The following is a 21,226-nucleotide window of genomic DNA, read 5'->3' on the forward strand; positions in this document are numbered from 1 at the left end:
TCTAATAAAAGGCTGGACAAGCCAGCCTATTAATACTCAAGTTGTTTTAAACCTTTTTCTATAATTTCTTTTGTATCTCTTGCAATCATAAGTTCTTCGTTTGTTGGAACAACTAAAACTTTAACTTTAGAATCTGGAGTTGATATAATCCTTTCTTCACCTTTTACATTATTTTTTTCTTTATCTATTTTTATTCCTAGAAAGCTTAAATAGTTTACACAAATTTCTTCACGAGTAATTGGGGAATTTTCACCTACACCAGCAGTAAATGAGATTGCATCAACACCATTCATTGCTGCAGCATATGCTCCTATATATTTTGCTATTCTATATTCATAAATGTCGAGAACTAACCTGCATAGAGGATCATTTTCAAGTGCTTTATCTTCAATATCTCTCATATCAGAACTAAAGTTTTTAGAGAGTCCTAAGACACCGCTTTTTTTGTTTAGGATTGTGTATACTTCTTCTGCACTTAGTCCTTCTTTTTCCATTAAAAATGTCACAATAGAAGGATCGAGATCTCCTGAACGTGTTCCCATTACTAACCCTTCTAAAGGAGTGAATCCCATTGATGTATCAACGCTTTTTCCATTTTTTACAGCCGCAATTGATGCTCCATTTCCAAGGTGAACTGTTACAATTTTTGCTTTATTGTAATCTAATCCAAGTATTTCAGCTGTTCTTTTTGAAACGTATCTATGACTTGTTCCATGAAAACCATATCTTCTAATTTTATATTTTTCATAAAATTCGTATGGAATAGCGTAGAGGTATGCTTTTTCAGGCATCTTTGCGTGGAATGCGGTGTCAAAAACTCCAATATTTGGAACACCAGGTAGTAATTTCATAATTGCTTTTATTCCCATTAAATTTGGTGGATTGTGTAGTGGTGCAAGATAGGAAAATTCTTCAATTGCTTTAATTACTTCATCATCAATTAGGACAGAACCAGAAAATTTTTCTCCACCGTGTACAACTCTGTGTCCAACTGCATCAATTTCTTTAAAGTCTTTTATTGCGCCTAGTTTTTCATCTTTTAAAACTTCCAAAACAATTTTCAAAGCTTCATCGTGATTTGGCATAGGTTTTTCTACTATGAATTTTTCTCCGGCTTTTTTGTGAACAATTCTACTTCCAGGAATGCCTATTCTTTCAGCCAACCCTTTACATAGAACTTTTTCGTTATCCATATCCAAAAGTTGATACTTAATAGAAGAACTTCCACTGTTTACAACAAGAACAATCATCTTGATTCCTCCTTTTTGTTTTTTAAGCTTTACCAGCGGTGTTCAGGAATTCTAACCTTTCCATGACTACTTCTTTTACGAACTCCATACCTTCTTTGAAATATTTTCGCGGATCGAATTCTTTTTCGTTTTCAGAAAGGTGTTTTCTAAGTCCGGCAAGGAATGCAATTCTTAGGTCTGTATCAGTATTTACTTTATTTATACCTAATTCCACGCATTTTTTGATGTCTTCTTGTGGTACACCTTTTGCTCCGCCTAAATTTGCTCCGTATTTTTCTGCAAGTTCAACAAATTTTGTTGGTACACTTGAAGCCCCGTGTAATACCAAAGGAATTTTTGTTAATTCTTTTACTCTTTTAAGTCTTTCAAAGTCGAGCTTTGCTTCTCCTTTAAATTTAAATGCACCGTGACTTGTTCCAATAGCTGGAGCGAGAAAGTCCACATTAGTTTCTTCAACAAAAATTTTTGCTTGTTGAGGGTCTACTAGAACATTTTCTTTTGCTACTACATTATCTTCAATGCCTGCTAATTGGCCAAGCTCTGCTTCAACAGAAACACCTGCAGCATGTGCCCATTTAACAACTTCTTTTGTTATTTCTAGGTTTTTTTCAAATTCTTCGTGTGAAGCATCTATCATGACGGATGAATATCCAGCTTTAATTGCAGCTGCTATATATTCGAGGTTTTTACCGTGGTCAAGATGTAATGCAACTGGAATATCTAGGCTTTCTGCATAATTTTTAACGGTTTCTGCAAAAAATCTTGCCCCTCTTAAGGGATTACCATTTCCAGCATACTTAATAGCTCCTTCACTGGTTTCGATTATAATAGGAGCCTTTTTCTCGACGGCGCCTTGAAGAATTGCCATTAAAAATTCTAAGTTGTTGATGTTGAATGCGGGAACTGCGTAGTATTTTTTACTTGCATCTTCCAAAATTTCTTTGGTGTTTACGTACATATTATTCAACCTCCTTTAATCTATATAAGTAGTTATTTTTTTAATCGAGTGGAGCAGTAAGCCGGATTCTGTTTTTGGAGGCATCTATCTGGGGAATTTGTTACCAAATTCCTCAAGCGGTCTACCCGAGCTATAGGGCGGGCCACCCAAGCTCTGCTTGACCTTGCTCCAGGTAGGGGTTACCAAGCGTATGGATTACTCCATACCTGGTGAGCTCTTACCTCACCGTTCCACCCTTACCATTAAGGTGGTTTTCTTTTCTATGGCCCTATCCAGGGATCACTCCCTCCGGACGTTATCCGGTACCTTGCCCCTGGAGTCCGGACTTTCCTCGGCTTTAGCCGCGCCTCCTCGCTCCACTCAATGTTATGAGAAAAAATAAAGTTATGTTAAAATATCAGTGATGTTTGACAGAAAAATTGTGTTTTTATGGATTATAACTTTTTTTATTATATTTATCTCTTTTTTCACTAATAACCAAAAAATTCATAAAAAAAATATTGATTATCCTCCTATGTTTATTTTACCATATGAGGGTAATTTGTGGATAGTTTCTGAAAATGGTAAAATTATTGATGTGGTGGATGATTATAATGTTATTGTTACATTGCCTGTTTTTGTAATACCTGAGGATTATGTTGATTTTTTTAGTGGGACAATTAATGAAAAATTTTTGAAAAAAATACCGATAAAAGTTCCTAATTTTATTTTTGAGATAAATTTTGTTGAAAATTACATGGTTTTAAATAACAATTCTAAAGTATTTTTTAATGAATATTTTGATTTTCAAATGTATTTTGAAAAGCTGAAAATAGTGTATAAATATATTGAACCTAACAAGATTTATTTTTTTTCAAATGACAAGTTAGTAAAGGTGAGGTGAAATCTATGTCTAGATGGGAACCCATTACTTCAATAGATATTGGAAATCATAGTATAAAAGGAGTTGTAGTTAATGATACAAATGAGGGTAAAGAAGTTGTGGCTTATTCAACAATAAAAGCTAAGGGAATAGAATCTGGGGATATAAAGGATGCTAATGCACTTAATGAATCTATGGAAAATTTAATAGAAAATTTAGAAGAACAAGTTGGGAAAAATTTAAAAGATAATTTCTTAATCTCTTCAAGTATCGGAAATTTTAAATTTCAAGAAATTATTGAAGAATTAATATTAGTTGAGGGAGATAACGCTGTTACTGTTAACGAAAAACACGTAGAGGAACTAAGGGAAAATGTTTTAAAGACGGTTCTTGGTGATAGCAATAGTGTGTATCATTCATATATAAAGAAATATATCCTTGATGGAAATAAAATTGTTTTTAACCCTGTTAGTATGAATGCACGAAGGTTGGAAGGGGCATATTCATTTATTATAGGAGATAGTGTTCATAGGAGTAGTGTTGATTATGCAACAAGGAAAACCATAGGAGAAGCAGAATATTTTATATCGCCAGTTTCAGCTTCTGAAGCTGTTTTAACAAGTTCTGAAAAAGATAGTGGTGTTGTTCATGTTGATTTAGGTTATCATACCACTGTAGTTACCGTATTTTTGAATAATGCTCCAATAAGATTTGAAAGATTATCTAAATCCATAAAACATGTTGTGTTTGATATTGCAAAGGTTTTAAAAACATCGGTAAATGAAGCGGAAAGATTGTTGAAGATTTATGGAGTAGCAGATTATAGAAATATTGAGCCTGGGATAATAGAATATAAAGCGCTTGATAATAGGACTACTTTGGAAACGAGTAGAGAGCTTCTAGCTAGGATAATATATGCTAGATTAAGAGAAATCTTTTTGAATGTGAGGAAAGTTTATAGGAATGTAATATTTGATTACAGTGAATTTAGAGATTTGGGAATTCCTGGTGGAATAGTTTTAACAGGAGGCGGTGCGAAAATTTTAAAAATTACAGATGTTGCCTCAGATGTTTTGAAGAGTTCTGTCAGGGTTGGTTCTTTTGTGAATATTGAAGAATTTCAAATAGAAGAAAATGAACAAATTTTAACCGATCCTCAATTTGCAGCAGTATTTGGAAACATTCTTCAATATGAAAAGAAAGAAAATATTGAAATTTTCCAGAAAAAGTCTAGAAAAAATTCGTTTGGATTTGGTGAAATTCTTAGAAAATTGTTTAAGGGGGAATAAATATGGTATTCAATGTGAGAAAGGAAGATAGCTTTTCCAAAAAGATGCCAATAATAAAAGTGGTAGGTGTTGGAGGAGCAGGGTGTAATGCAGTAAATAGAATGGTTGAATCAGGCATAGATAAAGTAAAATTTATTGCGGTGAATACTGATGCGCAAGTTCTAGAAGTGAGTAAAGCGGATGAAGTTGTACAAATTGGAGAAAAGTTAACCAAAGGTTTGGGGGCAGGTGGGAATCCAAAAGTTGGTGAAGAAGCGGCTTTGGAAGATAGAAAAAAACTAGAAGAGATTTTAAGAGGAACTGATATGTTGTTTATTACAGCTGGGTTTGGTGGAGGGACTGGTACAGGTGCAACACCGGTGATTGCAGAAGTTGCCAAAGGTCTTGGGATTTTGACTGTTGCTGTTGTTACAACACCTTTCTTTTTTGAAGGTTCTCCAAGATGGAATGCCGCCATGGAAGGTATTAAGAAATTACATAAAAATGTTGATACGCTAATTAAAATAAGTAATAATAAATTATTGGAAGAGTTTCCTGCGGATATTACTTTTCTTGATGCATTTAAAAAGGCAGATGAGACGTTATATCATGGAATAAAAGGTATATCAGAATTAATTACCAAACGTGGAGTTATAAATCTAGATTTTGCAGATATTAAATCAGTGATGAAAGATGCAGGTGCTGCGATGCTTGGTATTGGTGTGGGTAAAGGTAAAGATAAAGCAACTATTGCTGCAAGAAAAGCTCTTGAAAGTAAGTTAGTTGAACATCCTATTGAGAATGCAAATTCTATTATTTTGAACATTACAGCACCAAGTACATTTAAATTGCAGGAAATGCAAGAAGCTGCTGTTATAATAAGGCAAACATGTAGTGAAGATGCTGATTTAAAACTAGGAGTTAACGTTGATCCAGCACTTCCGGAGGATGAGTTAATTGTAACATTAATTGCTACAGGTCTTGAAAGAGAAGAAGACTTTTTGTATGCACAAGATGATATACCTGCTTTGTATAAATTTGGGCTGGAGTTAATGGGAATGAATAATGTTAAGGAATACGATGTTGCCGAAGAAGGAGATGAAGAAAAAAATGCTTGAAAAGAGATATAAAAGATTGGGAGATATTTTAATTGAAAAAGGAATAATTTCAAATGATGATCTTGAATATGCATTGCAGATTCAAAAAAAGACGAGAAAACCTATAGGAGAAGTTTTGGTGGAACTTGGTTTTTGTACTTGGAGTCAAATAATTAAAGCTTTAGCTGAACAATATGAAGTGCCATTTTTTGAAGAAAAGCCAAGGGTAGATCCTACGTTAAATTTAAATATGAAAAGGGAACTTATGGAAGAACTTAGAGCAATCCCAATAAGAATGGAAAATGACAAGATAGTGGTTATTACAGATAATGTATACAATGTTTCATTGATAAAGAGAAGATTAAAATTTTTATTTGGGAAAGATATAGAGATTTACCTTGTTGCTCCTGATATATTTGAAGAAGTTATGATGGATGTTTCTTCTGAAAGAACAGTAGAGTTTGAGGTTTCAGATGTTCTAGTAGAAGAACAGGAAGAGCCCCAAGAAAACTTAGAGGAAATTGAGAATGAAGATACGCCAATTGTAAGATTGGTAAATAACTTGCTTACACATGCTATAGAACTTGATGCAAGTGATATACACATTGAACCCAGGGAAAGAAAGAATGTTGTTGTAAGATATAGAATTGATGGAGTTTTGAGAAAAATTACTGAATATCCGAAAAATAGTCATAATTCAGTGGTTGCAAGAATAAAGATATTATCAAAATTGGATATTACGGAAAGAAGAATACCACAGGACGGAAAGTTTTTTATGAATGTTAGAGGAGAGCAATATGATTTTAGGGTTTCTACTATGCCATCTGTTAATGGGGAGAAAGTAGTAATGAGGATTTTAAAAGTGTCACAATCCAATAAAAAATTGGAGGAATTGGGATATAGTAGTTATAACTTTGAAAGAATAAAAAGGTTAATTAGTCATCCGTATGGAATTATCTTGGTTACAGGACCTACTGGTAGTGGAAAAAGTACTACTTTAGTTGGGATAATTAACTCTTTGAATAATGAATCGGTAAATATTGTAACAGCGGAAGATCCAGTGGAATATACAATAGAAGGCGTTACGCAATGTCAGGTAAATCCAGAGATTGGTTTAACTTTTGCAAAATATTTAAGGGCTTTTTTAAGGCAAGATCCTGATATTATAATGGTTGGAGAAATTAGAGATAGAGAAACCGCTAATTTGGCAGTTGAAGCATCTTTAACGGGGCATTTGGTGTTATCAACTCTTCACACAAACACAGCTGCGGGAGCAGTTGACAGATTGCTCAATATGGGAGTTGATCCTAGTCTCATTAGTTCCTCATTAATTGGAGTTATAGGGCAGCGACTTGTAAGAAAAGTATGTAATAATTGTGCAAAAGAGGTTGCGCTTGATCCAGAGTATGGAGCTTTTGCACAAAAAGTTTTTCCTGATATGCAATTAAATCAAAAGATAGCAGTTGGTTGTGATGCATGTAATAATACGGGATATAAAGGAAGAACTGCTATAAATGAAGTGTTAATTGTCGATGATGAATTAAGAACTTTAATAAATAAAAGAGCATCACTTTCTGAAATAACAAATGCTGCAAAAAAGGGTGGAATGAGAACTTTGTTTGAAGATGGCCTTTACAAAGTTTTAAGTGGTGAAACTACCCTTGAGGAAGTAATCAGAGTTACAGGTGGGATGTATGAAGAATAATAATGAAGAGTATAGGAAAAAGATTGAGGAAAAAGAGAAAAAGTTAAAAGAGGAAATACAAAATTACAGAAGAAGAAGCGTTTACATTCTTTTTGTCAATATTATAGTTGTTTTGGTGATTTTTTTCCTATTTAAGAACATTAACGTTTCTTCTAAGAATTTGGTAGATGGTTTTCAGATTGTTATAAAACACAAACAGGAGTTTTACTCCGATGAATATATTGATGCAAAAGTTTATCTGATAAATACAAGAAATGGTGAAAGAAGTTTTGTTATAAATAACTTTCGTTTTAAGATAGTCGATGAAAACAATGTACCAGTATATAATTTTTACTATGATTCTACTGTAAATTCTAGAGTTGGAAAACTTTCAAGTGTGCTTGTTTTTGATCTAAGAAGGGAAACAGCAGTAAAAACTTTAAAAAAAGGAATATATAATATTATTGTAGAACTGAATCTTAATGGGAACAAAATAAATGTAGAAGATACCTTCGAAATAAAAGAAGAAGTTTTAAAAGAGTTAAAGATAGATCCATTTTATTTAGTTGAGGAAGAGATTTATCCGCAACTTATGTTTGAGAACAAAACTTCAACATCGGTTATTTTAAATATAAACTCGATAGAGTGGAATTTTAATGATAAGATGTTTAAAGATGTATTGTCGGAAAATTACAAGCTTTTTAGTGGAGAAAAGCTTTTTTTAGAATCCTCAAAGCCATTTATTATAGATAAAGCTGGGATATATAATGTAAAATGTAATGTATATTACAACAATAGATTGGAGACTATTTCAAAGGAAATAGTCGTAATAGATAAACCTGAAAAGAACTTAGAAGGATTAAGTTTAAGAATATATTCAAATGAATATTTAAAAGTCAATTCCCCGATAAATTTTATCTTTGAAGTAAGTAATTTAGAAAACAGGGAAAAATATTTAGTAATAGATAAGGTTAACATATTAATACCTGAGCAAAATTACTCTTATGAGACAAGAAACGTGAAAGTTTTATTAAACAAGTACGGTGCAATAAATCTTGTAGAGTTACCACTTACCTTTAGAGAAAAAGGAAAATATACAATAATTTTTAGAATTGTATCTGGCAAGGAAATATCAAAAGTTTTAACGATAAATATTGAATGATGTGATATAATATTTCAAAGGAAAAAATAAAAATGCATAGGAGGTGTCTAGATGAAAGATCCAATAGTAAAAAAAACAGAAGAAAAAATGAAGAAAAGTGTAAATTCAATTGATGAGGAGTTAAAAAAACTTAGAACGGGAAGGCCTTCGCCTGCTCTTTTAGAAGAAATAAAAGTAGATTATTATGGAGTGCCCACACCGATAAATCAAGTAGCAACGGTTAACGTAACTGAGGAAAGATCCCTTATTATTAAACCTTGGGAAAAGAATTTACTTAACGCAGTTGAGAAGGCAATACAGGCAAGTGATTTGGGATTAAATCCTATGAACGATGGGAATGTTATAAGGTTAGTTTTTCCAACCCCAACTACAGAGCAAAGACAAAAGTGGGTAAAGAAGGCAAAAGATATAGTGGAACATGGAAAGATTGCAGTAAGAAATATCAGAAGAGAAATTTTAAAGGAATTAAAGGATTTGAAAAAGAATGGTGAAATTTCTGAAGATGATGAAAGAAGATTAGAAAAAGAGATTCAAAACTTAACGGATAAATACGTTGAAGAATTGGATAAATTATTTGAGAGAAAAGAAAAGGAGATTATGGAATTTTGATATGTTAAAACATATAGCCTTTATAATGGATGGTAATGGTAGATGGGCTCAGAAAAGGAATAAGCCTAGGATGTATGGGCATTATGTAGGAGCGTATAAAATAGAGGAGGTTGTAAGATGGTGTGCGAAACGTGGTGTAAAATACACCACGTTTTATGCTTTTTCAACGGAAAATTGGAAAAGACCGAAGGGAGAAGTAAATTTTATATTTGGTTTACTTCAAAGTAAAATTTCGGAGTTTTATGAGCGAATGAATAAAGAAGGGGTAAAGCTTGTTTTTTCTGGACGATTGGAGGAGCTGGGGAAAAATATTTACAATATTTGTAAGGAATATGAAGAAAAGACAAAAAATAACGAAAAAATAGTTGTTAATATGGCTATTAACTATGGCGGAAGAGCGGAAATAGTAGATGCGGTAAAAAAATTTTTAGAGCAGAGGCAAAAAGAAATAGATGAGGAAACTTTTAGAAAATTTCTGTATAGACCAGAAGTACCTGATCCTGATTTGATAATAAGAACTTCGGGTGAAATGAGATTAAGTAACTTTCTAACATGGCAATCTGCATATAGTGAGCTTTATTTTACAGATGTTTTATGGCCTGATTTTTCAGAGGATGATTTACAAAAAGCTTTGGAAGATTATGAAAAAAGAAACAGAAAATTTGGGGGGATAAAGTGAAACAAGAGACTAAAATTAGACTTTTTTCTGCTTTAGTTGTTGCTCCATTTGTGGTTGCATGTTTTATTTCTTATCAAAGTTTAATAGGGTTAGTTTCTGCAATTGTTTTTCTATCATCATCTGAGTTGTATTTTTCGACTTTGATTAAGTATAAAAAAATGGGAATTGTTGTAATTTACATTGGGATTGTTTCGGCATTTCCAATATTATTTGGACTTTGGTTTTTAAACTTTTCTATGGAGTTGTTTAGTGTTTTTTATATAATCGGAATTTCTTTAACGTTGATGTTGGTTAAAAGTAAGGATGTAATAATGGAATATTTTGGGATTTTTTCCATATCAATGATATATATATCATTTAATCTTTCGTTTTTTATACCTATTTACAAATACTTTGGTGTTGCACTTGCGTTGCTTACTTTGACTTTATCATGGGCTTATGATAGTTTTGCATATTTTTTTGGACTTTCTTTTGGAAAACATAAGTTGTCAAAAGTATATAGTCCAAATAAAAGTTACGAGGGGCTTTTTGGTGGAATTTTCGGTACCTTTATTTATGTGTTAGTTTATTTCTATATTATCAACAATTTTTTCGATTATAATATAAGTTATTGGTATGCGGTACCATTTTCCATTATCACAGGGATATTTGACACATTGGGAGATTTATTTGAATCAGCTATTAAAAGAGCTTATGGTGTGAAGCATATAGGAAAATTTTTGCCAGGACATGGTGGTATGTTAGATAGAATTGATGGTTTATTGTTTGTTGCTCCTGTTATTTATATTTTCTTAAGATTTTTCAGTTGAAGGAGGTAAATATATGCTAAGTGAAGAGATAAGGCAATTGTTTTTAGAGTTTTTTGAAAAAAAGGGCCATAAAATTTTACCAAGTGCGTCTTTAATTCCCGATGATCCTCAGTTAATGTTTACAGTTGCTGGTATGGTTCCGTTTAAACCCATCTTTTGGGGAAAAGTAGATCCTGTGTACCCAAGAGTTACAACTTGCCAAAAATGTATTAGGACTACTGACATAGAAAACGTTGGTAGAACACCAAGACACCATACATTCTTTGAAATGCTTGGAAATTTTTCTTTTGGTGATTATTTTAAAAGAGAAGCAATTGAATGGGCTTGGGAATTTGTTACGCAAGTTTTAAAAATCCCAGAAGAAAGGTTATGGATATCTGTTTACGAAGAAGATGAAGAAGCCTATGATATTTGGAGAAAAATAGGTGTTTCATCAAATAAAATAGTTAAATTGGGAAAAGAAGATAATTTTTGGGGGCCTGCTGGACCTACGGGGCCTTGTGGTCCTGATACGGAGATTTTTTACGATACAGGTAAAGAAGTTCCTATAACTGATGGTAAGGAACCAAATCCTGGTAATACTGAAGGAAGGTTTGTCGAAATTTGGAATTTGGTGTTTACTGAATACTACCAGGATGAAAACGGTCAATTGTTACCTTTAAAGAGGAAAAACATCGATACAGGTGCTGGATTAGAAAGAATAGCTGCTATGATGCAAGGAGTATATTACAACTTTGACACAGATCTTTTTTTGCCAATCATTAATAGAATTACAGACGTGTTAAATGTTGAATATGGAAGAGATGAAAAGCATGATGTGTCTATACGGGTTATAGCTGATCATATAAGAGCTTTGGTGTTTTTGATATCTGATGGTGTATTTCCTTCAAATGAAGGAAGGGGTTACATTTTAAGGAGAATTTTGAGAAGAGCAGCAAGACATGGAAAAATGCTTGGGTCTGAGAAACCGTTTTTGCATAATATAGTTGATGCTGTGGTTGAGAAAATGGGAAAAATTTATCCTGAGATAGTAGAGAAACAATCTTTTGTAAAGGAAATAATTTACGGTGAAGAAGAAAGATTTTTGCAGAATTTAAACAAGGGCCTTGATATAGTAGATAAGATTGTTAAAGAAACAGGTGGGAAGATAGATGGGGAAGCTGCTTTTAAACTTTACGATACTTATGGTTTTCCACTTGATATATTGAGGGATCTTGCGAATGAAAATGGTTATATTTTGGATGAAGAAGGTTTTAATAAATATATGGAACAACAAAGAAAAAAGGCTAGAGAAGCTGCAGGAGAAGTTGAATTTTCAGAAAGAACAGATTATGAAACATTGGATATTAGTACAAAGTTTGTTGGTTATGATGTGCTTAGTACAAATGCAAGGGTTTTGAAAATAAGAACGGAGAAATTTGTTGATGAAGTAAAAGATGTGGAGTGTGAATTAATTTTAGATGAAACACCATTTTATCCAGAAAAAGGCGGTCAAGTTGCAGACAAAGGTGTTATTAAAGGCAAAAATGGAGAGTTTGTTGTAACAAATGTTTATGTTCCCGTTGAGGGGATAATTGTTCATAAGGGGAAATTGAAAGGAAAAATAAGAGTTGGTGATGCAATTTTTGCATCAGTAGATGAGAAAAAAAGAAAAGCAACTGCAAGAAATCATACTGCTACTCATTTACTACATGCAGCACTAAGAAAAGTTCTTGGAACACATGTAAGACAAGCAGGTTCTTTAGTTGCGCCTGAAAGATTGAGATTTGATTTTACTCATTATGCGGCTTTAACAAAAGAAGAAATTGAAAAGATAGAGAAAATGGTTAATGAAAAAATTTTAGAAGCTATAGATGTGAATACAAAAGTTATGTCTTATGATGAGGCAATAAAAAATGGTGCAATGGCTTTATTTGAGGAGAAATATGGTGATAAAGTAAGAGTTGTAAGGATAAGAGATTTTAGTGAGGAGTTGTGTGGAGGAACACATGTGAAAAATACAGGTGAGATTGGTTTATTTAAAATAATAAGTGAAAGTTCTGTGAGTGCCGGTGTAAGGAGAATAGAGGCAATCACAGGTTTTGCTAGCTTAACTTATTTAGAGAACTTGGAAACAAATTGGAAAAAAATTAAAGAAGAACTTGATGCAACGGATGAGAATGTTTTTGTAAAAATAGAAAAATTAAAGGAAGGGATAAAACAACTTGAGTTAAAAATTAAAGAAATTCAAAAGAATATGATAAATATAAAGCAGATATTAAATAACGTTCAAATTGAAAATGAAATAAAATATCTAGTTTATGAATTTGAAGGTGTGGAGCAAAATACTTTAAGAGATTTAGCAGATAAGCTAATAGATAGAGGAGTAGACCTTGTGGTGTTTTTTAACAAGCAAGGTGATAAAGTTATTTTGATTGTTAAGAGAAAAAAGACTTTTGAAAAATTGCATGCAGGAAACATTGCAAAGTCTTTATCTAAGATTCTTGATGGTGGTGGCGGTGGTAGACCTGATTTTGCCCAAGCAGGTGGAAAAGATGTTTCCAAAATTAATGAAGCAAAAAGTAAATTAATAGAGATATTAAGGGAGTGTTAGATATGTTTAAAAGATATGATATGGGAATAGACTTGGGAACGGCAAATACCTTGGTTTATGTAAAAGATAAAGGAATTGTTGTAAACGAACCGTCCGTGGTTGCTATAAACGTTGAGAATGATGAAGTCTTAAAGGTGGGAAATGAAGCAAAAAATATGATTGGTAAAACCCCAGCTTATATAAAGGCAATTCGTCCATTAAAAGATGGTGTTATTGCTGATTATAATGTAGCATTGGCTATGCTTACGTATTTTATAAACCGTTCGCAAAATGGATTTTCATTTTTTAGACCCATGGTTGTTGTAGGGGTGCCAGTTGGAATTACTGAAGTGGAAAGTCGTGCTATACTTGAAGCAGGGAATGAAGCAGGAGCTAAAAGGGTTTTTTTAATTGAAGAACCTATGGCAACTGCAATTGGTGCAAATTTAAACGTAGAAGAACCCACAGGAAATATGGTGGTTGATATTGGAGGAGGTACAACAGAGATCGCGATAATTTCGCTAGGGAGTTTAGTTACATGGACGTCAATTAGGGTAGCAGGTGATGAACTTGATGAAGCTATCATACAATATGTAAGAGAAGTTTACAGAGTAACGATTGGAGAAAGGACTGCAGAGAGGGTAAAAATAGAAATAGGTAATGTATTTCCCGAAAAAGAATATGATGAGTTAGAAACAAGTGTGACAGGAATAGATTTATCTAGTGGCCTTCCAAAGAAATTAATATTAAAAGGTGGAGAGATTAGAGAGGCTTTAAAACCTATAATAATGCAAATAATTGACTCAACAAAGGCTACTTTGGAGAAGACTCCTCCTGAACTTGTTGCAGATATTACTGAAAAAGGGATTGTAGTTGCAGGTGGTGGAGCTTTGCTTCGTGGTATTACAACGTTGATTAGAAAAGAAACAGGAATAGATGCATATGTGGCAGATGAACCTATGACTTGTGTTGCACGTGGAGCTGGAATGGTTTTAGATAAGGTATCAATTTTGTCAAGGTTGAGGAGAAACGAATGAAAAAATTGGAAATATTGTTGCTAAGTTTTTTAATACTTATATTTGTGTTTGTTTTAAATTTTGTCTTTGAAGGTAAAATTACAGATGATGTTTCATTTGTTTTGAAAAAATGTGCTTATCCATTTTTTTATCTAAGGGAATCTTTAAATAGTCTTTTTGAGAAAAAAGTAGAATATAAATTAATTTATTTGGATATAAAAGAAGATGAATTAAATCCTTTAAGTTTTTCCGAAAAAGGAATATACTTTTATAACATTAATGCTACGGGTGTGATAATAACCGATGAAAAGAAGTTTTTTGGAATAGCAAGAGATGTTGGAAAATTTGTTTTTGTAAGAAAATGGTGGTATGATAAATTCAAGGTAACAATTGTAACGGATATATTTGAGATGGAGGCATTTCATAATAATGGTATATTAGAATTTGTTGATAACGTTGAAGTGAAAAATGGTGATATTTTTCTTTCTAAGAAAACACCTTATGGTGTTTTTCTGTGGCGAAATAATGTGAAATTGGGGACAATAAGAGATGGGAAGATATATTGGAATATACCAAAATTGAACTTAAAAACACATTTCTTTTTATTAAAAGATTATAATGGGAGGAGATAGGATGGGTGAATACGAAAAATTTTCAAAAGAGGAATTAATTGCTAAAATTAAGGAATTAGAGGATGAGGTTTTAATGTTGAGGACCCGTCAAAATGAATTAGAAAGTTTATTAACAGAGTATTCTGAAATTGTCAAGAAACAATTTGAAGTTTTTGATGACTTCATAAAAGATTTGGGGACAAAGAGAATGGTAGATCCACTAACAAGGGTTTATTCAAAAGAGCATATTTTAAAATTGATAAGTTATTATCATCAAAAGGCTTTTGAAGAAAACTTTGAATATGCCATTATTATGATAAAACTAACAAATATAAAAGATAAAGAAGATTTTGAAAAAGAACGGATAATAATAACTTTGGGAAAGGTTTTAAGAGAAGCGGTTAGAGTACCTTTAGATAGCATTGGAAGATATTCTTATGATTCATTTTTAATTTTGTTAACTGAAATAACAAAAGAAAATGCCAAAGTGGTAGAAGAAAGGATAAAAAAATTAATTAGTATTAAACTTCCAGATGTTGAGTTCGAAATAAAAATGGCAGTTTATCCTCATGATTCTAAGAATTTAGAGGAGTTAATTAATATTGTTAATAAATGAGGGGATTAAATTGGGATACTTTATTTTGGAAAAATCACATCTTAATGGTGAAGTGAAAATCTCAGGTGCGAAAAATGCCGCATTGCCTATTCTAGCTGCATCATTGTTAGTAGATGATGGGTTAGAGATAAAGAATGTTCCAGATCTTTTAGATGTTAGAACAATGATTGAAATTTTAAAGACTATTGGGAAAAGTGTTAAGTTTGAGAATAATATTGTTAAGATCTCTGGGGATGTAAAAAATAAAGTGGTACCTTATGATTTAGTTCGAAAAATGAGGGCATCATTTAATGTGTTGGGACCATTAGTTTTAAAATTGGGAGAAGGTCAAGTTTCATTACCTGGAGGTTGTGCTATTGGTGTTAGACCTGTCGATTTTCATATAATGGGGTTAAAAAAACTTGGGTTTGAAATAGATATAGAACATGGAGAGGTATTCGCAAAAAAAGAAAACTGTGAAAAAGAAGTAATTATAAATCTTCCATTTCCAAGTGTTGGAGCAACAGAACATTTGATGACAACAGCATCATTGCTTAATGGTGTGAAAGTTACAATTGAAAATGCCGCTATGGAACCGGAAGTAGTGGATTTACAGAATTTTCTAAATAAAATGGGAGCAATTATTACAGGAGCTGGTACTAGAAAGATATTTATAAAAGGTGTAAAGAAACTTAGAGGTGGTAGCTATACAGTTGTTCCAGATAGAATAGAAGCAGGTACATATGCGCTTTCAATTGCAGCTACTTTCGGTGAAGGATTGGTAAAGAACATAGTTCCAGAACACTTGGAAGTTTTATGGGAAGTGTTGAAAGAAACGGGGACAGATGTAAAAATTTTTGATAAATCGGTTTATGTTAATGGAAAAAACAAAAAGAAGGCAATTAATATAAATGTACAGCCGTATCCGGGATTTCCAACAGATTTACAGCCCCAGATAATGGTGTATCTTTCCGTTGCACATGGTACTAGCATGATTATAGAGAACGTATTTAAAAATAGATTTCACCATGTAGATGAGTTAGTAAGAATGGGTGCAAAGATAAAAGTAATTGATGGAACGGCTATTATTGAAGGCGTTGAAAAATTAAGTGGTGCAAAGGTTGAAGGAACAGATTTGCGTGCTACCGCAGCTCTTATAATTGCGGGATTTATGGCAGATGGTGTTACAGAAGTACATAATGATTTTCATGTGTTAAGAGGATATGAGAATATTATACCTAAATTTGAAGGAATAGGTGGAAAGATCAAGCATTTGAGGTGATTTTTTTGAACAGGAAATTTTTATTGTTCTTAGTAGATATATTTTCTACGTTTTTAGCGGGAATATTATCTCTATTTGTTAGGTTTGGTTTTAATTTTAGAGAAATGAGTAAATATGATGAATCTATATATATATACATTCTCATTTCCTCAATCGTATATATCTTTAATGGGAATTATAAGATAGTTTGGAGATATGCTAATCAAAAAGATTTTTTAAAGCTTTTCAGGTCGTCAATAATTTCTTACTTTTTAGTTCTTACATTTTTCCATTTTGCAAACAATATTGTTTTACCTAGATCCGTTGGATTTGTAATGTTTTTATCTTCTTTTACTATTTTAGTTGGGGTGAGGTTATTTTACCAATTTATTTTGGAAAATAGAAGAAATTCGGAAAGAAGGTATTTGATAATTGGAAGTGGTGATGTTGCAGTTTCAATTGCTGAAGAAATAATTAAATCTGGTTTAGGTGATGTTGTAGGTTTTATAGGTGATGATGCGAGTAAAATAGGGCGTACAATCTTTGGAAAAAAGGTTTTAGGCCCATTGATAAAATTAGAGGATTATTTAAAATTGTTTGATTATGATGAAGTTATTATTGCGCAGCCAAATTTAAATAGTAAGCAAATAAATGATATTATTGAGAAAGTAAATTTGAAGAGAACAAAGGTTAAAGTAATTCCATCATTTGAAGAATTATTTAAGGAGAAAATTGGTATAGAAGATATAAGGGAAATTTCATTGGAGGATATTATAGGAAGAGAACCTGTAAAAGTAAGTTTAAATGATATAAAAGAATGTATTAAGGACAGAGTTGTCTTAGTTACGGGAGCAGGTGGAAGTATTGGCTCTGAAATATGTAGACAGATTGCTTTTCAAAAACCAAAAGAGTTATTATTACTTGGCAGGGGAGAAAATAGTATTTACGAAATTAATGAAGAATTAAATGAAAAATTTCCTGACTTAAAAGTTTCAAGAATCATTGCCGATGTGGAAAATTATAAGTGGATGGAAGAAATTTTTAAGAGATATAAGCCAGAAATTGTTTTTCATACAGCTGCTCATAAACATGTTCCACTTATGGAAGAAAATCCCTATGAGGCTATAAGAGTTAATGTTTTTGGTACTATTAATTTGGTTAAACTTTCATGTGTTTTTAATGTTGAAAAATTTGTTTTCATATCAACAGATAAAGCGGTGAATCCCACGTCTTTTATGGGGTTAAGTAAAAGAATTTCCGAACTGTATGTACTATCAAAAAAGTGTAGTACAAGGTTTTCTATCGTAAGATTTGGAAATGTTATTGGAAGTAGAGGCAGCGTGCTATGGAAATTTAAAAAACAAATTGAGAATGGGAAACCTGTTACAATTACTCATCCCGAGATGAAAAGGTATTTTATGAGTATTCCAGAAGCAGTTTCTTTGGTTTTGCAATCTATAGTACTAAATGGTAATTTATTTGTTTTGGATATGGGGAAACAAATTAGTGTTGAACAGATTGCAGGAAAACTGGCAAAACTTCTTGGTAAGGAAGATATCGATGTGGTGTATACAGGAATTAGAGGAGGTGAAAAACTGTATGAAGAATTGTTTTATCCTTATGAAATACCTAAAAATACGGAACATCCAAAGATTTATTCTGTGGATTTTAGGCCAAATATTAGTGAAAACGAAATTGAATATATTTCTAAAGAAATACTGGAAAGTTTAATGCATTTTAATATAGAAAAAGCTGAAATGCTGGCGAAAAAAATAGTACCAGAATTTAAATTTAGAGGAGGAGTAAAATGAGATTTATCGATTCATTTGTATTTAAATATGTAAAAAAAGATAAGAAAAATTTGTTGTTAAATGCAGTGAAAGATTTATCAAAATTATCAGAATTAGGTTTAAGTGTAAGCATTAAACCTAATGAGAATGTGGGAAGATTAAGGCTAGAACTTTACGAAACGGATGAGGTGAAAGATCTCCTGTTGTTTAAAGGTCTATTGTTTACAAGTATAGATGAGATTGATTTTTCTCTTTTAAGAGATTATTCCGAGATAAGTTTACCAAATGGTATTATTTTGGATTATAAAATTTCAGAAGTTCTTGGAGATATTGTAAAGGGTTTGATTTTGGATAATGATTTTGTATATGCAGTTGTAGATGAGGAAAAAACAAATGATTTTACAAATAAGGAGCTTGCTAAGTTAGTTCTAAAACATATTGTTGAAGATATTTTTGAAGGCGAATTTAATGAAGATAATTACGAGATTGAAATTGAAACAGAAATAACAGATTATTTTATTTAGGGTGAGAAGATGATTACAGGAATAATTTTATTGTCAATTGGAGTGTTGTTATTACTTTCTATATTTTTTTCTTTTTCTTTTTCACTTTTATTTTTCTTTGGATTGTTTATATCTGTGTTTGGAATGTACAAGGTAATAACTGGTTTTCCAAAAGGAATTGCAGCGTTACTGTTGGGAATATTGATTATTTTACACGGTGTTGGACTGATTAATATGACTTTCTTTGATTTTATTCTAGTTTTGTTAAGTTCTGGTTTAATAGAAGTGGGGATTGGGTATATTGTAAAAAAAAGGTAACTAGAATGTGATATAATTGAATTTGTAATAAAATTACTGGAGGTGGGCTAATGGGTACTGTTGACAAAAAAAGAACCATCACATTAATAGGACATAACAGTGCTGGTAAGAGTTTACTTTTATCTGCAATGTTAGTTAATGCCGGCAAATTGGAAAAAGTTGTAAGCAAAGAAGTGGATTATGATCCTATTGAAAGTGAGAGAGGTTCAAGTATAACTTCTCACGTTGCAAAATTTGATATAGACAATTATCAGTTTACTGTTATTGATACACCAGGCTTTAGCGATTTTGTAGGAGATGTTATTAATGCAATTTTTGTGACAGAAAATATTGTTTCCGTGGTTAATGCAATTGCTGGTGTGGAAATTCAAACTGAAAGGACTTGGAGTATTGCAGAAGAAATGAAAAAACCAATTTCAGTATTTATAAACCAAATGGATAAAGAAAGGGCCAGCTACGAAGAAACATTAAATAGTTTAAAAGAAAGATTTGAAAGAAAGTTTGTCCCTGTTTTTTATCCAATAGGTAGTGAAGAAAATTTCAGAGGTATCGTTAATGTATTTTCAGGAGAGGCATTTGAATATGAAAATGGCAAGGCAAAAAAAATTGAAATTCCCTCAGATATTTTAGATAAGGTTGAAGAGTTAAAGTCTTCTATGATTGAGGATATAGTTTCATTAGATGAAGAATTAATGGAAAGATATTTTGCAGATGAGGAGATAAGTTCTGAGGAACTTTTAAAGACATTGAAAATAGGATATAAAAATGGAGAAATTGTTCCTGTATTCTGTGGTTCGGCTGAGAAGAATATTGGTGTTGATAAATTTTTAGAGGTAATGTCTATTTTAGGAGTTAATCCTTCGGAAGGAACTCCTTACAAAGCGGTTCTCGAATCTGGTGATGAGGTTGAAGTGTTACCTATTGAAGAAGAACCGGTGGTTGCATATACTTTTAAGGCTATTGTTGACCAATTTGTTGGAAAGCTTAGTTTTTTAAAGGTTATAAGTGGAAAAGTTAGTTCAGGAGATACGCTTGTAAATGTAAATAGAGGTGTAAATGAGAAAATAGGCCATATTTATTATCCCGTGTTAAAAGAAACAGTAGAGATTTCAGAAGCAACATGTGGAGATATATTAGTTATTCCAAAATTAAAGGAAAGTGCTGTTGGTGACACAATGACACATAAAGATAGAAAGTTGAAAATAGTATTACCAGAATTTCCGGAACCAATGATTTCAAGAAGTATTAATCCAAAATCAAAATCTGATATTGATAAGATTAGTAATGGACTTGCAAGACTTGCAGATTCAGATCCTACGTTTAGTTGGGAATTTGATCCAGAAACTTCTGAAACGGTTATTTCTGGAATAGGGAACATTCATTTAGATGTTATGGTTGAAAGACTTAAAAATATATTTGGAGTGGATGTAGAAGTTGGAAAACCAAAAATAGCATATAGAGAAACAATTACTGGAAAAGCAATTGGTGAGCACAAGCATAAGAAGCAAACTGGTGGACATGGTCAGTATGGACACGTAAAGATTGAAATAGAACCAGTAGAAAGAGGAAAAGGATTTGAGTTTGTCGATAAGATAGTTGGTGGGGTCATTCCAAAGAATTTTATTCCATCTGTTGAAAAAGGTATCAAAGAGGCAATGAAAAAAGGTTCATTAGCGGGCTTCCCAGTAGTTGATATTAGGGTTACATTATTTGACGGTTCTTATCACGAAGTTGATTCGTCGGATATTTCATTCCAAATTGCGGCGATTCAAGCATTTAGAAAAGCATTTGAACAAGCTCGACCTGTTCTCTTGGAACCAATAATGGAAGTTTCAGTTTTTGTTCCAGATGAAAGTGCAGGTGATGTTATGGGAGAAATAAGCTCCAGAAGGGGAAGACCTCATGGAATGGAACCAGCAGGTAAAGGTGTGACAAAAGTAACTGCTGAAGTTCCTCTTGCAGAGATGTTAGACTTTTCTGGAAGGTTATCATCAATTACAAGTGGAAGAGGATACTTTACAATGAAGTTTTCCAAATATGATATTGTTCCACCGAATGTTCAAGAAAAGATTATTCAGGAAAGAAAAAGAGAATTAGAACAAGAATAAAAAAAGCGGGACTTAAAGGTCCCGCTTTTTTTTAAGGAATATATGTAGAATATATAGAAAAATCTTAATGGGAA

The 21,226-nt window shown here is 32.2% G+C and carries 19 protein-coding genes and 1 other RNA gene; 17 read left to right on the forward strand and 3 right to left on the reverse strand.

Annotation, left to right across the window (positions count from 1 at the left end):
- Positions 1-29: 29 nt before the first annotated feature.
- The 3 genes from ackA to rnpB form a co-directional block, all read right to left on the reverse strand.
- Positions 30-1,250 (reverse strand): acetate kinase, encoded by a 1,221-nt coding sequence (ackA, locus tag TMEL_RS06545; RefSeq protein WP_012057479.1) that lies wholly within the window; start codon positions 1,248-1,250, stop codon positions 30-32.
- Between the two features lie 22 nt (positions 1,251-1,272).
- Positions 1,273-2,208 (reverse strand): class II fructose-1,6-bisphosphate aldolase, encoded by a 936-nt coding sequence (gene fba / locus TMEL_RS06550; protein ID WP_012057480.1) that lies wholly within the window; start codon positions 2,206-2,208, stop codon positions 1,273-1,275.
- A 41-nt stretch (positions 2,209-2,249) separates the two neighbouring features.
- Positions 2,250-2,571, reverse strand: an RNA gene (rnpB, locus tag TMEL_RS10020) — RNase P RNA component class A.
- Positions 2,572-2,722: 151 nt separating this feature from the next.
- On the opposite strand from rnpB, the gene TMEL_RS06555 reads away from it, so the two are divergent.
- From TMEL_RS06555 to fusA, 17 genes are read left to right on the forward strand one after another with little or no spacing between them, the layout of a single operon-like run.
- The gene (locus tag TMEL_RS06555) at positions 2,723-3,091 is read left to right on the forward strand and encodes a DUF4894 domain-containing protein (protein ID WP_238375205.1); all 369 of its coding nucleotides are present in this window, start codon (positions 2,723-2,725) and stop codon (positions 3,089-3,091) included.
- A 5-nt stretch (positions 3,092-3,096) separates the two neighbouring features.
- Entirely contained in the window at positions 3,097-4,359 is a 1,263-nt protein-coding gene (gene ftsA / locus TMEL_RS06560; protein ID WP_012057482.1) for a cell division protein FtsA, read from the forward strand.
- A 2-nt stretch (positions 4,360-4,361) separates the two neighbouring features.
- The gene (ftsZ, locus tag TMEL_RS06565; RefSeq protein ID WP_012057483.1) at positions 4,362-5,456 is read left to right on the forward strand and encodes a cell division protein FtsZ; all 1,095 of its coding nucleotides are present in this window, start codon (positions 4,362-4,364) and stop codon (positions 5,454-5,456) included.
- Positions 5,449-7,140, forward strand: coding sequence for a GspE/PulE family protein (locus tag TMEL_RS06570; protein ID WP_012057484.1), 1,692 nt, complete (start codon positions 5,449-5,451; stop codon positions 7,138-7,140). Before ftsZ ends, TMEL_RS06570 begins: the two co-directional genes overlap by 8 nt.
- A complete protein-coding gene (locus TMEL_RS06575; RefSeq protein WP_012057485.1) occupies positions 7,130-8,281 on the forward strand; it encodes a hypothetical protein in 1,152 nt (383 codons plus the stop codon). Before TMEL_RS06570 ends, TMEL_RS06575 begins: the two co-directional genes overlap by 11 nt.
- A gap of 51 nt (positions 8,282-8,332) precedes the next feature.
- Positions 8,333-8,890 (forward strand): ribosome recycling factor, encoded by a 558-nt coding sequence (gene frr, locus TMEL_RS06580; RefSeq protein WP_012057486.1) that lies wholly within the window; start codon positions 8,333-8,335, stop codon positions 8,888-8,890.
- A gap of 1 nt (position 8,891) precedes the next feature.
- Positions 8,892-9,569 carry a polyprenyl diphosphate synthase gene (uppS, locus tag TMEL_RS06585; RefSeq protein ID WP_012057487.1) on the forward strand — a complete coding sequence of 226 codons (678 nt, stop codon included), beginning with the start codon at positions 8,892-8,894 and terminating at the stop codon, positions 9,567-9,569.
- The gene (locus TMEL_RS06590; protein WP_012057488.1) at positions 9,566-10,378 is read left to right on the forward strand and encodes a phosphatidate cytidylyltransferase; all 813 of its coding nucleotides are present in this window, start codon (positions 9,566-9,568) and stop codon (positions 10,376-10,378) included. Before uppS ends, TMEL_RS06590 begins: the two co-directional genes overlap by 4 nt.
- A gap of 13 nt (positions 10,379-10,391) precedes the next feature.
- Entirely contained in the window at positions 10,392-12,971 is a 2,580-nt protein-coding gene (gene alaS / locus TMEL_RS06595; protein ID WP_012057489.1) for an alanine--tRNA ligase, read from the forward strand.
- A gap of 2 nt (positions 12,972-12,973) precedes the next feature.
- Entirely contained in the window at positions 12,974-13,987 is a 1,014-nt protein-coding gene (mreB, locus tag TMEL_RS06600) for a rod shape-determining protein (protein ID WP_012057490.1), read from the forward strand.
- Entirely contained in the window at positions 13,984-14,598 is a 615-nt protein-coding gene (locus TMEL_RS06605) for a hypothetical protein (RefSeq protein ID WP_012057491.1), read from the forward strand. Before mreB ends, TMEL_RS06605 begins: the two co-directional genes overlap by 4 nt.
- A gap of 1 nt (position 14,599) precedes the next feature.
- Positions 14,600-15,193 (forward strand): GGDEF domain-containing protein, encoded by a 594-nt coding sequence (locus TMEL_RS06610; protein ID WP_012057492.1) that lies wholly within the window; start codon positions 14,600-14,602, stop codon positions 15,191-15,193.
- A 10-nt stretch (positions 15,194-15,203) separates the two neighbouring features.
- On the forward strand, positions 15,204-16,454 hold the full coding sequence (gene murA, locus TMEL_RS06615; protein WP_041426234.1) for a UDP-N-acetylglucosamine 1-carboxyvinyltransferase: 1,251 nt from the start codon (positions 15,204-15,206) through the stop codon (positions 16,452-16,454).
- A complete protein-coding gene (locus TMEL_RS06620; RefSeq protein ID WP_231109727.1) occupies positions 16,451-18,244 on the forward strand; it encodes a polysaccharide biosynthesis protein in 1,794 nt (597 codons plus the stop codon). Before murA ends, TMEL_RS06620 begins: the two co-directional genes overlap by 4 nt.
- Positions 18,241-18,747 (forward strand): hypothetical protein, encoded by a 507-nt coding sequence (locus TMEL_RS06625; RefSeq protein ID WP_012057495.1) that lies wholly within the window; start codon positions 18,241-18,243, stop codon positions 18,745-18,747. The genes TMEL_RS06620 and TMEL_RS06625 overlap by 4 nt, the downstream gene beginning before the upstream one ends.
- Before the next feature lie 9 nt (positions 18,748-18,756).
- Positions 18,757-19,044: a hypothetical protein gene (locus tag TMEL_RS06630; protein ID WP_012057496.1), complete on the forward strand. Its 288-nt coding sequence runs from the start codon at positions 18,757-18,759 to the stop codon at positions 19,042-19,044.
- Between the two features lie 50 nt (positions 19,045-19,094).
- A complete protein-coding gene (fusA, locus tag TMEL_RS06635; RefSeq protein WP_012057497.1) occupies positions 19,095-21,152 on the forward strand; it encodes an elongation factor G in 2,058 nt (685 codons plus the stop codon).
- Positions 21,153-21,226: the final 74 nt, after the last annotated feature.

Source organism: Thermosipho melanesiensis BI429 (assembly GCF_000016905.1).
Classification (GTDB): domain Bacteria; phylum Thermotogota; class Thermotogae; order Thermotogales; family Fervidobacteriaceae; genus Thermosipho; species Thermosipho melanesiensis.